The 1,691-nt window shown below is 54.2% G+C and carries 2 protein-coding genes and 1 pseudogene; 1 reads left to right on the top strand and 2 read right to left on the bottom strand.

What is annotated here, in order from left to right; all coding sequences use genetic code 11:
- Positions 1–82: 82 nt before the first annotated feature.
- Entirely contained in the window at positions 83–325 is a 243-nt protein-coding gene (locus tag V6D20_07675; GenBank protein ID HEY9815663.1) for a hypothetical protein, read from the top strand.
- 115 nt (positions 326–440) lie between these two features.
- Here V6D20_07675 and V6D20_07680 read toward each other — a convergent pair whose 3' ends face one another.
- Both V6D20_07680 and V6D20_07685 read right to left on the bottom strand, forming a co-directional pair.
- Positions 441–1,379, bottom strand: coding sequence for a WD40 repeat domain-containing protein (locus V6D20_07680; GenBank protein ID HEY9815664.1), 939 nt, complete (start codon positions 1,377–1,379; stop codon positions 441–443).
- Positions 1,365–1,565, bottom strand: a pseudogene (locus V6D20_07685) (hypothetical protein). Before V6D20_07685 ends, V6D20_07680 begins: the two are co-directional and overlap by 15 nt.
- Positions 1,566–1,691: the final 126 nt, after the last annotated feature.

Raw genomic sequence — 1,691 nt, forward strand, 5'->3', positions numbered from 1 at the left:
CTAGGGCTAGGGCTAGGCTAGGGCTAAGGGATTCAAATTCATGCAAATAAGCAGAGGGCTTTGGCATTGTCGTCCCCTTGTAATGCGCAGCACGTTTATCGGGGCCAACCAGATGACGCCGCGGCGCAAGGACCCCGCTGGCAAGCACCTCCGCTTGCACAACCAGGCCCGAAGCCCCGACCAGGAAGCCAAGATCATGACCAGGTTGAAGGCCAAGGAAGAGAAGCGCCGCCAGAAGCTGAAAGACCTCGGCATTGACTATGACTTCGAAGGCTACGCGGAAAAGGCCAAACCCAAGCCCAAGCACACCACCTTCGAGGACTAATGCGGCATATTCCCGTCAAGTTATGCTGGCAAACTCCTGTGTTTATAAACCTAGTTGCAACTAGTCTAAGTTTTTGTATGTCTGGTCGGAAGGGGGAACTACTACACTTGCTCAATTATGCGACCCAGAACTTAAGGGTGCGATCCTTGCTGCCAGATGCGACTCTCTTGCCATCAGGGCTCCAATCAACGGCGTACACTTCATCACGGTGACCTAGAAGGTCAGCAGAGCGGAACTCACCAGGCAGCTCAAACAGCATCTTCTTCGTATTCACATTCCACACTTTGAGAGTGGAATCCTTGCTACCCGAGACAATCATTCGGCTGTCGCCAGACCAGGCGACTTGATAGACAGCCCCGACATGACCCCGTAATGTGGCTACAAACTTGCCCGTTGTGCCATTCCAAATTCTCAGTGACTTATCAAACGAAGCGGAGGCGAGGAGTTGGCCATTGGGCGAGAACGTCACCACGTTGACAAGTCCTTGGTGGCCGGTGAGCCGGGCTAAGGGTTTCTTCGCGGAGGATGGGTCCCACAGGAACATAGTGAAGTCGTCTGAACCGGTGACGAGCCGCTCTCCCATTCCTTTTAGCTTCTCGTATCGCTTTAGCGCGACTTCCTGGTACTCGGTTTCGTCCGGGACGGGCTGCGTGGGGTCGAAGGGTCCAGTGCGAAGGGCGTAGTCTGTACTAAGTGTCATGGTGTTCACCCAATGAGCGTGTCCTTGCAGATTGCGCACCAACTTGCCCTCAGGGGTGAATACCTTCACAAGGCGGTCCTGTGAGCCAGTGTAGATGAGGCCTTCGCCACTCCAGCGTAGGCACGTTACCGACATGGAGTGCCCAGAGATGCAATAGAGCATTTTGCCCATGTAAGTGTCCCAGACTATGACGGTGCCATCTTTCGAAGCCGAGGCGAGTCTCCAGCATTTGCCATCCTTGGAAAGGTGAACTGGTTCCCAGGAGAGGGCATTGATGTGCTTCTTGTGCCGTGCTAGGGTATTGCCCATCTGGAAGCCAGTGTAGGGATCCCAGACCTTGATCTTACTGTCCATGGCGCCAGAGGCTAGGCGGCGTCCGTCGGGACTGAAAGCAACACAGAGCACCCAGCCGGCATGTCCTTTCAACGTATGAAGGGGCGTTTGCGTTTCTAGGTCCCAAATTCTGACTGTAGAGTCACCTGAGCCCGTGGCAACGATGTCTCCTCTAGGGCTGAAAGTAACTGACAAGACCGCCTCATCATGGCCTGCAGCGTTAGCATTGACTTCAACTCACCCGAAAGAGACGCAGAGTTTCGTGTTACGGGGAAAACCGTGAGAAGTTCCTTCGGAGTGTAACGGATTGTGATAGTTTGTTCTTTGGAGGCT

Source organism: Candidatus Obscuribacterales bacterium (genome assembly GCA_036703605.1).
GTDB lineage: Bacteria > Cyanobacteriota > Cyanobacteriia > RECH01 > RECH01 > RECH01.

Excerpts from the sequence above, each read along its gene's own strand:
- V6D20_07675 (HEY9815663.1), top strand. The coding sequence starts at position 83 with ATGCGCAGCACGTTTATCGGGGCCAACCAGATGACGCCGCGGCGCAAG.
- V6D20_07680 (HEY9815664.1), bottom strand. The coding sequence starts at position 1,379 with ATGGACAGTAAGATCAAGGTCTGGGATCCCTACACTGGCTTCCAGATG.